At 48.5% G+C, this 11,630-nt stretch carries 11 protein-coding genes; 2 read left to right on the top strand and 9 right to left on the bottom strand.

The genetic code is table 11. The annotated features are described in order from the left end of the window. The first annotated feature begins 693 nt into the window (after window positions 1-693). Window positions 694-1,617, top strand: coding sequence for a hypothetical protein (locus FTO70_RS13105; protein ID WP_255336204.1), 924 nt, complete (start codon window positions 694-696; stop codon window positions 1,615-1,617). Between the two features lie 140 nt (window positions 1,618-1,757). On the opposite strand, the gene FTO70_RS13100 is transcribed toward FTO70_RS13105, so the two are convergent. The 4 genes from FTO70_RS13100 to FTO70_RS13085 all read right to left on the bottom strand — a co-directional run bounded on the left by FTO70_RS13100 (window position 1,758) and on the right by FTO70_RS13085 (window position 5,709). Next, the gene (locus FTO70_RS13100; protein ID WP_255336203.1) at window positions 1,758-2,903 is read right to left on the bottom strand and encodes a hypothetical protein; all 1,146 of its coding nucleotides are present in this window, start codon (window positions 2,901-2,903) and stop codon (window positions 1,758-1,760) included. Between the two features lie 356 nt (window positions 2,904-3,259). Continuing rightward, a complete protein-coding gene (locus FTO70_RS13095; protein WP_255336202.1) occupies window positions 3,260-4,621 on the bottom strand; it encodes a PFL family protein in 1,362 nt (453 codons plus the stop codon). A gap of 23 nt (window positions 4,622-4,644) precedes the next feature. Further along, entirely contained in the window at window positions 4,645-4,923 is a 279-nt protein-coding gene (locus FTO70_RS13090; protein WP_255336201.1) for an ACT domain-containing protein, read from the bottom strand. Window positions 4,924-5,199: 276 nt separating this feature from the next. Further along, window positions 5,200-5,709 carry a shikimate kinase gene (locus tag FTO70_RS13085; RefSeq protein ID WP_255336200.1) on the bottom strand — a complete coding sequence of 170 codons (510 nt, stop codon included), beginning with the start codon at window positions 5,707-5,709 and terminating at the stop codon, window positions 5,200-5,202. Between the two features lie 273 nt (window positions 5,710-5,982). Between FTO70_RS13085 and FTO70_RS13080 the strand changes: the two genes are divergently transcribed. Then, window positions 5,983-6,243 (top strand): DUF2769 domain-containing protein, encoded by a 261-nt coding sequence (locus FTO70_RS13080; RefSeq protein ID WP_255336199.1) that lies wholly within the window; start codon window positions 5,983-5,985, stop codon window positions 6,241-6,243. A gap of 138 nt (window positions 6,244-6,381) precedes the next feature. Here the strand turns inward: FTO70_RS13080 and FTO70_RS13075 are convergent, their stop codons facing one another. The 5 genes from FTO70_RS13075 to FTO70_RS13055 form a co-directional block, all read right to left on the bottom strand. Further along, window positions 6,382-6,804, bottom strand: a complete 423-nt coding sequence (locus tag FTO70_RS13075; RefSeq protein ID WP_255336198.1) for a hypothetical protein — start codon at window positions 6,802-6,804, stop codon at window positions 6,382-6,384. A 110-nt stretch (window positions 6,805-6,914) separates the two neighbouring features. Continuing rightward, window positions 6,915-8,294 carry an acetate--CoA ligase family protein gene (locus FTO70_RS13070; RefSeq protein WP_255336197.1) on the bottom strand — a complete coding sequence of 460 codons (1,380 nt, stop codon included), beginning with the start codon at window positions 8,292-8,294 and terminating at the stop codon, window positions 6,915-6,917. A 775-nt stretch (window positions 8,295-9,069) separates the two neighbouring features. Further along, window positions 9,070-9,603 (bottom strand): tRNA (cytidine(56)-2'-O)-methyltransferase, encoded by a 534-nt coding sequence (locus FTO70_RS13065; RefSeq protein ID WP_255336196.1) that lies wholly within the window; start codon window positions 9,601-9,603, stop codon window positions 9,070-9,072. A 100-nt stretch (window positions 9,604-9,703) separates the two neighbouring features. Next, complete coding sequence (locus FTO70_RS13060; RefSeq protein WP_255336195.1) at window positions 9,704-11,224, bottom strand: AMP phosphorylase; 1,521 nt, start codon at window positions 11,222-11,224, stop codon at window positions 9,704-9,706. A gap of 266 nt (window positions 11,225-11,490) precedes the next feature. Then, window positions 11,491-11,610 (bottom strand): transposase, encoded by a 120-nt coding sequence (locus tag FTO70_RS13055; protein ID WP_255336246.1) that lies wholly within the window; start codon window positions 11,608-11,610, stop codon window positions 11,491-11,493. Window positions 11,611-11,630 lie beyond the last annotated feature (20 nt).

The raw sequence follows: 11,630 nt of genomic DNA, 5'->3' as shown, positions 1-11,630 counted from the left end.
AGGGACTCCCCAGGCCCGACCCGGAAAGAAATTTACGAAATTCAGCTCTGCCCGTCCTGCCACCTGATGAGCCTGATTATTGGATATGGTGCATGATAACTGGACGTGGTAATATACCGTGTATAACAGCCACGATAACATACTGCGTAAATACAGTGTGATGTCGATACTTTAGATACCGGTGTATCGCACTTCCCCATAGCTGCTATTTGCCGCCATACCTTTAAGGGATTCCTGACCTGTCCACCGTCCCTAACTTATCCTGCATTTTATCCTTTTTTTCCTTTTTTTATCCATTGCCTTCGTAAATATAACTACTTGCACCTCGAACTGAAAGTCTCTTACCCAAATTATTTGAGCAAAGGGCACCATAAATTAAAGGAATCCGGGGGAACTGAATACTGGGGACTGTAAATCAGAAGTGAAACCGGGTAAATAATGGAATGGGGGAAACGATTAGAATGGATTTTTTGAAAAGAATAGATTTTAAAGCTGTTCTGGCAATCCTTGTTTTTCTGGTCCTTTACTACATATACCATTTCTCGGGCGGCCAAATAGCGGATTAATAGGGATAAAGGCAAAAGCAATAAGCACAGATAGTTAAGCACGGATAATTAAGCACAGACAGGTACAGAAGAGTACTAGAGGCAACAGACAATAAAGGCATCAGAGCCGGAAAAGGGGTTTCAGGCTATGCTTTCAAAAGAAGAAGACAAGATAGAAGAAAAAATAACCCGGTTTGGGCTGGCTTCCATTGAAGAGAATTTTGAAGAAGGAGTTAGAGAGGCCCTTGATTCCCTGGCAGAGCTGAGCATGGACTACCTGAACAGTATGAAGGTGTCGGATGCGGAAAGAACAGTAATTTCCATCAAGGATATAGGGAAGGCCGCTGTAATGCAGGGGATGGAAAACGCGGCAGTCAGTGCGATCCGGTCCCTTGAAAAGATACTGCAGTGCTCTATGGAACGGGACACTGAAGGCACGACCGTAAGGGTCCTGCTCTCTTTCGGGACAATAGGGAAAACAGCCGCAGAGAATCAGCTGGAAATGGTTGCCAAACTTGCGGCTTCCGTGCTTGGAGGAAGCGGAAACACGGCCGCACTCCGGAAAAAGGAAAAAGAGATCGTCGCGGTTGCAATTGGGCTGGGAGAAATAGGAAAATCGGTTGCCAGGCAGAGAATTCCTGACTTTTCTGAAAACGCTGCAACCTGCATCTCCTGCCTGGGGGATACGGGAAAACTTGCAGCCCAGCAGAACCTTGAAGAAGCTGCTGTGGGCGTCGAGCTCATGCTGGAAGAAATGGCCCTGACAGCCATGATGGAGAACCTGCAAAGCGCAGTCGGAAGCATTGCCGAATCCCTGGAAGAAATCGGAAAAAGTGCTGAGGACGAAAAGATGGAAAACGCAGTTTTCCAGGCCACTTCAGCCCTCCAGACCATCATGACGGATGCCGGAAACCGGTACCTTAATGATGCTTCAATAGCTGCCAAGCTTGCCCTCGAATCCTTCGACGAAGTTGACATAATAAACGATGAAGAAAACATAAAAAAGATAGAAGAAATCAGGGGAACGATGAAAGAACTCTGGATGGACACTGCAACTCGGAAGAAAAGATAAAAAATATAGAAGTAAAAAATCAGACGTGAAAAATAAGAAGTAAAAAATTAAAAATTAAGGAATTGCCGGGAAATGAAAAACTTACAGTCCTTAAACTTGCAGTCCTTCTTATCCCGCCATCCGCAGAGATCTTCCACTGATTATGCGGAGGAGACAAACGCTCCCCAATCAGTAATCATGTATTCGTAAAATGCGCTTCCGTGTTCGATATTCCCGTCGTATTCTATAGAAGCAGTAAGGGGCTGGAATGCCATGAAATCAATAAAACCCACACGATCTTCAGGATACGAAGCGGCATCAAACTGGACCACACTTTGAGCTTCCATATCGATATGCAGTCCCGGAGCTGAGACTTCGAGGGTAGCCGGTCTTTTTACGGAGACTCCTTTTACTGTCAGATTTACCCAATCGGTTTCAACGATTTCCACATCGTCCCCTGAGTATTCTGCAACAACTTCACCTGTATGCTTGTCTATCAAGGTCAGATGCTTATACGTGCAAGTATCGTACCCATCTTCAAGCCCCCTTACGACATATAGTACTGTCTGGTAACTATCTGTAGTAAGTTCCGCCCAGCTCCACCCGTGCATTTCCATTTCCCATACAGGCAGAGTAGTAGTATAAGGAATCATGTGGTCAAAGTACCCGTCAGCCTGTGTAACCACATATTCCTTGCCATCCAGCACGACAGTTCCTTCAAGTTTTCCATAAGCGCTTTCATAAGTCGTGAAATTAACGGGCTCTATGGCACTATCAATAGTTTTTTCAACGCGCGGCTTGAAAACCAGGTCCAGTTGAAGATTATCGTAGGTGTAGTCAAGCCCGTAACCCTCGAAACTCGAGCCGTAAAGTCTCCGTAAACCTTCCGGGAAAGTGTAGTCAAGGTAAGGCACATGAAATCCGATATAATTTTCAATATCAGACCTGGGTATAAAAACCTGGGTAAAATTATGAGCAGTAGCCTCCCCATAAGGATAAAGCCCGTAGAAGGTAGCCATATTAGATAATTGCAGCCCCGAATCAGGGTCCCTGAACAATTCAGGAGACTCCTGGTGTGTAACTACAATAAAAAAGGCAAGGTTTCTTTTTTCCCCGTCCTCGGAAACAAGCCTCATGTCCCCGTTCTGGTACCACCACTCCGACATAAAGCTGGCATTGAAATCGGTGTCATAATGCCCGCTTTCCGTGAAATCCGGATACGCCAAATTTCCGGAAGGTTCTTCACCAGTTTCTGCCGCAGATACATCCGCAAAGCAGAGTATAAAAAGCAGAAGCAGTAAAGTCATAATTTTCAAAAGCTTCAGGTTCAATTTGCTCACTCCAATATTAAATTGAATAAGTTGAGTATCCCTAAAGCAATAAAAATTTTACTGAAGAGTGATAATTATTTGAATCTGTTTAAAGATTAAAAATCCACCAGATAAAATACATATTGGTTTGTTTACGGAGATACCGGAACTTGCGAACCTGAAGCTCAATGCCCGCATAAAAAATCCAGAATGGAAAATCCGGAGATGGAAAATCCAGAAGAAAGAAGCAGGGATGGAAAAACAGGCAGGAAAAAAAGAAAAGCGAATTGTAAGTTTTATGGTCAAAAGGGGAAAGGATAGATTCCCCCTTCCTATTTTCCAAAAACAGAATATCAGTTCGTCAGCGACTGGATCGGAGCCGGGATTCTCCCACCCCTCTTTACGAAAACTTCGGAACTGAATTTGCTCACAGGCATGACGGGAGCCAGGCCGAGCAACCCGCCAAACTCAACGGAGTCCCCGACCTTTTTTCCGGGGGCAGGGATGATGCGGACTGCAGTTGTCTTTTTGTTGATTACCCCGATTGCCATTTCATCCGCGATTATTGCGGAAAGGGTTGAGGCAGGGGTATCCCCAGGCACTGCGATCATGTCCAGGCCCACCGAGCAGACGCAGGTCATGGCTTCGAGCTTTTCCAGGGAAAGGGCTCCGGCTTCGACAGCTTCGATCATGCCTGCATCCTCGCTGACCGGGATGAAGGCCCCGCTCAGGCCGCCCACTGAGGAAGAAGCCATTGCCCCTCCTTTTTTGACGGCATCGTTCAGGAGGGCGAGGGCGGCCGTAGTCCCGTGGGTCCCGCAGCGTTCAAGCCCCATGGCTTCCAGGATGGCAGCCACGCTGTCCCCGATAGCCGGGGTGGGAGCCAGGGAAAGGTCAAGGATCCCGAACTCAACCCCGAGCCGCCGGGAGACTTCCCTGCCCACCATCTCGCCCATGCGGGTGATCTTGAAGGCGGTCTTCTTGATGGTCTCCGAAATCTCGGTGAGGTTCGGGTTTTCAAGCTCCCTTAAGGCGGCATTTACCACTCCGGGTCCGCTTACCCCCACGTTGATCACGCATTCGGGTTCCCCTATGCCGTGGAAAGCCCCTGCCATGAAGGGGTTGTCCTCGGGAGCGTTGGCAAAAACCACCAATTTGGCGCAGCCGATCCCGTCTCTGTCGGCTGTCATCTCGGCTGCCCTTTTTATCACGTTTCCCATCAGACCGACTGCATCCATATTGATGCCGGCTTTGGTGGTGGCCACGTTTATGGAGGAACAGACCTTTTCCGTGCAGGAGAGGGCTTCTGGGATGGAGTTGATCAATTTAAGGTCCCCGGGAGTGACTCCCTTGTGCACAAGGGCACTGAAGCCGCCTATGAAGTCAACTCCGGCTTCTTTTGCAGCCTCGTCCATGGTCTTTGCAACCGAGACGAAATCCGGCGCCGTACAGCTTTCGGCTGCGATGGCTATGGGGGTTACGGAAATTCGCTTGTTGATAATGGGAATCCCGTAAAGGCTCTGGATTTCCTCCGTTGTCCGGACCAGATCCTTTGCCCGACCCGTGATCTTTTCGTATATGTTTTCGTTGAATACCTCGATATCCGGGTGGCTGCAGTCCCTGAGGCTGATGCCCATGGTCACTGTCCGGATGTCCAGGTGCTCCATCCTTACCATCTGGATGGTTTCCAGGATCTCGTTAGGGTTGATTAGCATGTAAACCCACCTTTTCAAGGAGTTCAGATCCTGTGCATGAAGCGGAATACGTCTTCATGCTGCACCTTGACCTCAACTCCAAGGCTCTTTCCTTCTGCGTCCATGGCTTTCTGGAAAGCCGCAAGGTCGAAGTTTTCCTCCGGAGCCTCCGCCAGCATGATCATGGTGAAAATGCCCTGCATGATGGTCTGGCTGATATCGACAATGTTAACACTGAAACTTGCCATCACCGTGGTGACCCTGGCAACGATCCCTACCCGGTCGCTGCCTATAACCGTGATAATGAAACGAGTGGATGTCATGATATGTCTCCTTCTGCCCGGCCTGCTTCTTCAAGGCCGGGAACTTAAAGAATATAAACTGGAAGTAAACTGAGACTTCTGGTCAGAAAAAATACCTGATTGATAATAAAGTAAACTGGTAAAAGTGAACTGATCAGGGTCCGGGAGATCAAAAAGGAAAGAAGATCAAAAAGGAAAGAAGACCAAAATGAAAGAAGACCAAAATGAAAGAAGACCAAAATGAGAGAAGATCAAAAAGGAAAAGATGTACATATACGGCCTGGACCACTGCAAGCATCAGGCAGCTTTTTCAGGGCAGGCCTGGATGATCCGGTCCACGACGCTCCGGATATTGTCCCGGCCTTCGAGCTTTATGGTTAAGTCGGCATATTTCCTGTACAGCACGAGCCGCTCGTCAAAGAGTTCTTTCAGGCTCCTGTCCCGGAACCCCACTATTCCCCGCTTTTTCGCGTTTGGAATCCTTCTCACGATACTCCTGAAAGGAGCATCCAGGAAGACAATTCTAGACACCTTTTTCAGGTGCTCCATGCTCTTTTCGGAATAGACCACGCTGCCCCCCGGAGAAATGATGCACCCATCCGCTTTCCCCAGTTCAAGGACAACTTCTTCTTCAAGCCTGATAAGAGCAGAATCCCCCTGCGTATCTATCAGGGTCTGCAGGGACATCCCGGTCTTTTTCTTGATAAGGGAATCAACGTCAATAAAAGAATAGCCCAGCCTCTTTGCAAGCGCCTTGCCGATGGTACTCTTCCCCGCTCCTGCCATGCCGATCAGTGTTATGTTCATATGACTCATTCCCGGAACTTCCGGCAGGCACCAGTAAACCCCTGCCCTGAGAATCTCCCTATTATCAGATGTTCCTGCAATCTTTTTAATCTTGCTACATAAATATATAAACTTTTAATATATAAGCCCTTCAACTGTACCTTTTTAATGGAAAAGATCAGTTTTTGCAGGATGAAAGGCTGCATAAAAAAGATACGTGAAAATAGCATAATTAGCAGCAGCTAGTTTCAACAGCATCCTTAAGGCAACTCAAAAGCCATAGGGGAGTAAGATTTGAAGTACAAAGACATGAGCCCGGAAGAAATCGAGGAAACCCGGAAACTGATTCAGGGACTCTGCATCTGCAAAACCTGCCCGACCTGGGACGAGTGTGCAAAAGAAATCGGCTTCTGTTTCCCTGGAGTAGGAAAAAACCGGTGCATCCGAAAAGACCTGGGGTGCATATGCGGGCAGTGCCCGGCTTCGGAGAAGTTCGGGTTCAACCAGGAGTACTACTGTATCGTGGGACCTCAGAAAGAGAGATGGGACCTGTAAAGAATTCAGATTTTAAAAAACCGCTTTTCAATCCAGACGACATTGCCTCTGCCAGCTTTCCTGCCAGTGCTTCCCTAAAATAGAATAAGGATTTGAGATCGAAGCTTTGGAATATATTCAAGTTGTTTGCCGGAAGCTTTACTTCCGGATATGGCGCTCTTTTTTCTTTGTGTGAGGGGTTAGCGGGTTAAGTTCACCTATGCACTTTTCGATCTCTTCGGAAGAATCGATAAATGCGGACATGCACTCCGAAAATACGACCCTGGTGCCTGAGACGTAATACTTTAGAAGGCCCCTGGTGGTCAGCTTATCCACCTGTTCCAGGGAAACGATTGCAAGGTACATGAGAAGGCGCACTAAAAACACGAGATGAAGCACCATCATCTTGACCCACGGGCTGTCTGAGCTTATCGCCATCCCGCAAATCCAGTTGCAGAGTTTCAGGGAATGGGAAAGCAGCCTGATCTTGTAGAAGTGAAAAAGCAGGAGCAGGACAGGAAGAAGAAATGCACATCCTGCAATCAGATAAGTATCCTGCGCTGTTAAGTCCATAGGGGTCATAAGTCCATACTTTCAACTATTATTTTAATTTATGCATCCCTACGGATTTTGGTTGCCTGAATTTTTTGAAGCGTTGCTTTGTTAAGCCCTTACCTGCCTGGCGTAGTCCCTCATTCCCTTGCATTTTGCTTTTTCCCGCCTGACAGGATCGCAGCAGCCCTTGCCGCGCTTTCCGGCGTGGCAAAGACAGGGAGGCCTTTTTTTTCGAACTCTTCGGACATCTTCCGGGTGAAGTTCCCGCCCGGTGAGCAGATAAGAACAGGCTTGCCGCATTCATCGGCTACAGCCTTAAGCTTATCAATGATCCCCTCATTCAGCAGGGGTGGCCCCCAGAGCACAGCCACAATGGCGATATCATACTCTTCCCCGAAACCCTCTCGAAGGGCAACTGCATAGTGTTCATCCCAGCCGTTCCCGGTTATGTCAATTGGGTTTCCCACGGACGCAAATGAGGGAAGTTTTGAGCTAAGTTGGGCTTTTTGCTCTTCAGAAAGCTGCGGGACGGACAAACCCCTGCTCTCACAGGCATCGACAATCCCGATTCCTATCCCGCCCCCGTTAGTAATAACGAGAATCCTGTCCCCCCTGCCCGGGGTATAAGAATTCAGCACCCTGCAGGCGTCTTTGAGCTCTTCGTAGCCGTCTACCTCTATGATCCCTGCTTTCCTGAAGGCGGCTTCATAAGCTTCATACCTGCTTGCAGCAGCCCCTGTATGGGAAGCCGTTGCCCTTACCCCGGTATCCTTTTTCCCGACTTTGACTGCAACAACGGGCTTTTTCTGCGCACAGCGGGAAGCAACTTCGAGGAAACGTTTTCCATCTTCTACGGACTCTACATAAAGTACCACATACTTCGTGGCTTCGTCTTCGGCAAGGAATTCCAGGCAGTCGGCCTCGTCCACGTCCACCTTGTTCCCGTAGCTCACGATCCGCGCAACCCCGATCCCTTCCGAGGCAATCTCGTCCACGATCATGGAAGCAAACGAGCCGCTCTGGGTCAGGATGGAAAGCCCGCCTCTTCCCGGCCTCCTCGCCCGTTCCCGGCTGATAAAGAAAGTGTCTACCTTTGAGACAGTATCATAGATCCCCAGGCAGTTAGGGCCTATTACCCTGATACCTTTCGCCTCAGCAAGCCTTTTCAGTTCGGCTTCAAGCTTTTCCCCTTCTCCTTTTATTTCCTTGAACCCGGAACTCACAACAACGGCCCCTCTTACATTTTCGAATTCCTCCTTCATGACCTCGATCACGCCGGGTGCAGGGACCGAAAGAACGGCAATGTCAATTGTATCGTTGATGTCAGCAAGGGAGGCGTAGCATTTGAGCCCTCCTATTTCCTCATACCGCGGGTTTATGGGGTATATTTTGCCTTCAAACCCGATTTTCTCAAGGCTTTCAAGGATTGTATAAGAAAGGCTGCTGGGTTTCGGGGAAGCGCCCACAAGGGCAATGGACCTGGGGTTAAAAAAGAAACTGATATCAGTTGAATTCATCCGTTCTCTCCTGAGGTTTTTGTTTTTTTATTTTGCCGTTTATGGACGGGAGGATGCCGGGAAGGGAATTTTTCGAATCAGGAATTTTCCCCAACTCTAATAAGTATTTCTTTTTGCACCGGCAGAAAAACGATCCCTTTCAGGCGTAAGAAGAGAAAAATGGAAAATCCTTAAAAGAAGAAGTAATAGAAAAATGGGCCGGTTGATAATCCATAAAGGAAAAGGGTAAAGCTGGAGGGCATTCAGCAAAAAAGCATCGAAAATAAACGAATGATGGATTGATGAACCTAAAAGGAAAAAAGAATACGAGGAGCTGTACAGGATGCCCGGGAAGGCATAGACCCGGAAGAAAGACGGTTTAAATGTCCTTTACACCCCTGTACAGAACCTAATTCCCTATTCCGGAACCAGTGTGCACTCCCGACTGCTCACCCCCGGAAGGTAGAAATGAGGACGGGAAAAACGGATTCCGCCGTTGGCAGGAGGAAACTGCCTGGGCTGTAGACACTTCAATCTACGTCAAACTTATATTTAACACTTTTCTTTATATTTGTAACAACTAATGAAACCCAAATAAACGATAATCTTACAAAAAAGAGGGCTACCATAACTGAAATAGGGAACTTAAGAGGAGTGAAAAAATAAGCCGGAAAGAAAAAGGAAGAGAAAAAAGGAAAGGAAGCAGGAAAAGGAAAAGAACCGGGAAATAAAAAGAAATAGAAGAAAAAAGAAGCTGTGAAAAAATAGAAGAAAAAAGTAGAAGAAAAAAGTTATTTCATTCATCGGCGTTTTCGATTACTTTTTTGCCTCTTTCCATTGGAACTATTGTCAGTTCGGCGTTGGGGAATTCTTTTTCGAGGGGCTCTCCCTCGGCAATCCGGTCCATGGTCAGGGCCACGGCCGCAACTTCGGAATGAGGCTGGCTACCCACGGCCACGTTCCAGTCGGCAAGCTGGTAGATTTCTGGAGGGACTTTCTCCGCCCCGACGACTATCATCAGTTTCTCACATTTTTTGAGTTCTTCGGTGACCTCGGGCAGGTTTACCCCGTACATGGAAAGGTGGCAGACTTTTCCTCCTTCATCTTTCCATTTCCGGACCTCCTGCTTGAAGTTCACGTTATTTATTACGTAAAAATCCCCGCCCCAGCGCTTGACAACGTCCTCAAGGCTCTTGACGATCCCGGGGTCATCCGAGGCCAAAAGCATGCCTTCGGCTCCGAGCATCCGGGCTGTTAAGCCCACGTGGGTGGTGATCCGTTTGTCCCGCTCAGGGCGGTGCCCCAGGCGCAGCAGTACTATCCTCTTCATGCTTGTGCTAAAACCCGGACAAAATATTAAAGGGTTTCACTTCAGGAGGGCTCAACTTAAAGCTGTGCTCAAAAAAGGAAAAGGAAAAGGAAAAAGAGAGTTACTGGAACCCGAAGGTTCCGGGAATTCTCCTGAGCAGCATGCCTTCAACCAGGATTGGGTTAGTCCGCTGGGCCGTTGTAAGGGCAGTGTCGAGCTTGAACTCCTTTTCCGCATAGATGGTGAGGATCGGGTCCCCTTTCTTTACGGACTCACCCATCTTCTTGTGGAGAGCAACCCCTGCCCCCTTGTCGTTCGGGGCCCCGGCAAGCCTGGCTATCTCAACGATCCATTTGTTGTCAAACTCGATGACATAACCGTCTGCAGAAGCACAGATGTCAGCGGTGTACTCCCCCACCGGGATGTCAGCAGAGGTCACATTCGGGTCCCCGCCCTGGGCTTCAATGATCTGCTTCATTTTTTCCAGAGCCTTTCCGCTCCTCAGGGTTTCTAAGGCAAGCTCTTTCCCGTGGTCCCTCGGGGCTGCTCCTCCCATCTCGAGCAGGATGCCGGCAAGGGCTGCACTCTTTTCGATCAGGCTGTTCGGGCCTTCAAAGCTTTCGAGCACCTTCAAAGCCTCCCTGACCTCCAGCGACGGCCCGACCTTCCGGCCTATGGGGGAAGAGCCGTAGGTGATTGCACATTCAACGTTCATCCCGAGCCTGTGTCCCAGGTTGATCAGGTCCCTGGCCAGTTTCTGCCCTTCCTGGACATTGGGGACCTTTGTCCCGGCACCCGTGGGGATGTCGATAACCACGTTGTCAGCCCCTATTGCCCCTTTCTTGGCCATGATGGAAGCAAGCATCTGGCAGTAGGGGTCAATGGAGAGGGGGTACTCGACCCTGATGAGTTTGTCGTCCGCAGGGGCGATATTTGTAGCCCCGCCCCAGACAAGTGCGCCTCCGACATTCTCGGTAATTTCTTTGACTTCCTGGGAGGTGAACTCTACGGGGCAGAGCACTTCCATGAGGTCCGCAGTCCCTCCGGCCCCTGTAATTGCCCTGGAGCTGGTCTTGGGGATGAGGAGCCCGTTGGCCGCAATGATGGGGACTACCAGGAGAGAGATCTTGTTTCCGGGCACGCCCCCTATGGAGTGCTTGTCCATAATGGGATGGGTGTCGAATTCGATCCTTTCCCCGGTATCGATCATGGCCCTGGTCAGCCATTCGATTTCGTCGTCACTCATGCCGTGGATATAAGAAGCCGTCATGAAAGCCGAAAGCTCGATGTCGCTGAGGTTTTCGTCCACAACATCGGAGACGACCATTTTGATCTCTTCCCTTGTCAGGCTCTGCTTGTCCATCATCTTCTTGATCACGAAGGAAGATTTCGAGCGGAGTGCCGGGAAGACCTCAACCGGTTTTTCCCAGTGTTTAAAGTGCTCATATACCTCGGTAAAAACCCCGAGAGTCCCGGGAGGCACCAGATCTACTGTCGTGTCCACAATCGCAGAAAGGCTTTCATGACCCCTTATGCGGACCCTGTCTCCCGGGTTTACCCCCAGTTCCTTTGCATCGGCAATGTTGAACATCACTTTGTGCTGCCCGATTTTTATATCGAAATGCTCCAGTTTCAGCTGCATGAGTAACCACTTTTCAGTCCATGTTCAGCATGGATTTTTATATATATCACTTAATTTTTCTGCGTCACTTGATTATCGACCAGTAATTATCGACGCATCAATCAATCAATCAATCAATTATAGGCTAGATTTTTTTATCGACCTATACTTTTCCGAATCAACATTTTACAACTTTCTTTCCCGATGATAATTATGGGGCTTCAACTTCATAAAACCTCAGCAAGAAATCCCCGATAAATCAAGTTTTAACAAGGTGACTACTCCCGTCACTGAAGTGATGGGCATCTACCAGAATTCTGGAGAGATTGTAATCCCAATCTCAGAATATTCATAGCAGCGTTATGATCTCTATCGAGAACCAGTCCACAGTAAGGACAACTGTGTATTCTCTCTGATAGTTCTTTTT

The sequence above is a fragment of the Methanosarcina sp. KYL-1 genome (genome assembly GCF_024372725.1).
GTDB lineage: Archaea > Halobacteriota > Methanosarcinia > Methanosarcinales > Methanosarcinaceae > Methanosarcina.
The sequence above is the reverse complement of the archived record's forward strand: the minus strand, read 5'-3'. Positions and strand labels throughout refer to the sequence as shown.

What these genes read in the sequence shown, in the direction of transcription:
- FTO70_RS13105 (WP_255336204.1), top strand. Translation starts at nt 694, where the DNA reads ATGCTTTCAAAAGAAGAAGACAAGATAGAAGAAAAAATAACCCGGTTT.
- FTO70_RS13075 (WP_255336198.1), bottom strand. Translation starts at nt 6,804, where the DNA reads ATGACCCCTATGGACTTAACAGCGCAGGATACTTATCTGATTGCAGGA.
- FTO70_RS13060 (WP_255336195.1), bottom strand. Translation starts at nt 11,224, where the DNA reads ATGCAGCTGAAACTGGAGCATTTCGATATAAAAATCGGGCAGCACAAA.
- FTO70_RS13085 (WP_255336200.1), bottom strand. Translation starts at nt 5,709, where the DNA reads ATGAACATAACACTGATCGGCATGGCAGGAGCGGGGAAGAGTACCATC.
- FTO70_RS13065 (WP_255336196.1), bottom strand. Translation starts at nt 9,603, where the DNA reads ATGAAGAGGATAGTACTGCTGCGCCTGGGGCACCGCCCTGAGCGGGAC.
- FTO70_RS13100 (WP_255336203.1), bottom strand. Translation starts at nt 2,903, where the DNA reads ATGACTTTACTGCTTCTGCTTTTTATACTCTGCTTTGCGGATGTATCT.
- FTO70_RS13095 (WP_255336202.1), bottom strand. Translation starts at nt 4,621, where the DNA reads ATGCTAATCAACCCTAACGAGATCCTGGAAACCATCCAGATGGTAAGG.
- FTO70_RS13070 (WP_255336197.1), bottom strand. Translation starts at nt 8,294, where the DNA reads ATGAATTCAACTGATATCAGTTTCTTTTTTAACCCCAGGTCCATTGCC.
- FTO70_RS13090 (WP_255336201.1), bottom strand. Translation starts at nt 4,923, where the DNA reads ATGACATCCACTCGTTTCATTATCACGGTTATAGGCAGCGACCGGGTA.